This is a genomic window from Lactobacillus equicursoris DSM 19284 = JCM 14600 = CIP 110162 (genome assembly GCF_001434815.1).
Lineage (GTDB): Bacteria > Bacillota > Bacilli > Lactobacillales > Lactobacillaceae > Lactobacillus > Lactobacillus equicursoris.
Genome location: NZ_AZDU01000129.1, coordinates 1 through 560, shown reverse-complemented (window position 1 = coordinate 560; position 560 = coordinate 1). Strand labels below are relative to the sequence as shown.

The following is a 560-nucleotide window of genomic DNA, read 5'->3' as shown; positions in this document are numbered from 1 at the left end:
AAAGAGGTCAAAATGGATCATTCAAATTCTATCACAGATTCTCGGCAAAAGGGTAAGCATTTCACCTATGGTGATCGTAGAGTAATCAAATCACTGCACGAGAGAAAATACTCCAACAGAGCTATTGCAAGAGAACTAAACTGCTCTCCTAGCTCTATCGGTTACGAGCTAAAAAGAGGCACCATAACCACACCAAACAGCCACAGGAAGCGTTATTTCGCCAAGGCTGGACAGGATGCTTATGACGATAACCGCAAGCACTGTGGGCGTAAGATTGAGTTCTTTAAGCACCGTCGCTTTATGGAGTATGTGGTCAAGCATTTCCACCAAGATGACTGGTCCTTAGACGCTTGTGTCGGGCGTGCATTGGCAATAGATGGCTTCACTAAAGATGAGGTCGTCTCTACCAAAACTCTGTACAAGTACGTTGATGAAAAGCTTCTAGGCATCATCAATCTCGATCTGCCTATGAAGACTGCTCGAAGTACTAAGCAGCACAAAGTACGTCAAAACCTGCGTAAATTAGGCCGTAGTATCGATGAACGAGACCCGAAGATTGA

1 protein-coding gene is annotated in these 560 nt (G+C 44.6%); it reads left to right on the top strand.

Annotated features, from left to right (window positions below):
* Positions 1 to 12: 12 nt before the first annotated feature.
* On the top strand, positions 13 to 560 hold a 548-nt coding region (locus tag FC20_RS09670), incomplete at its 3' end, for a helix-turn-helix domain-containing protein (RefSeq protein WP_156402979.1).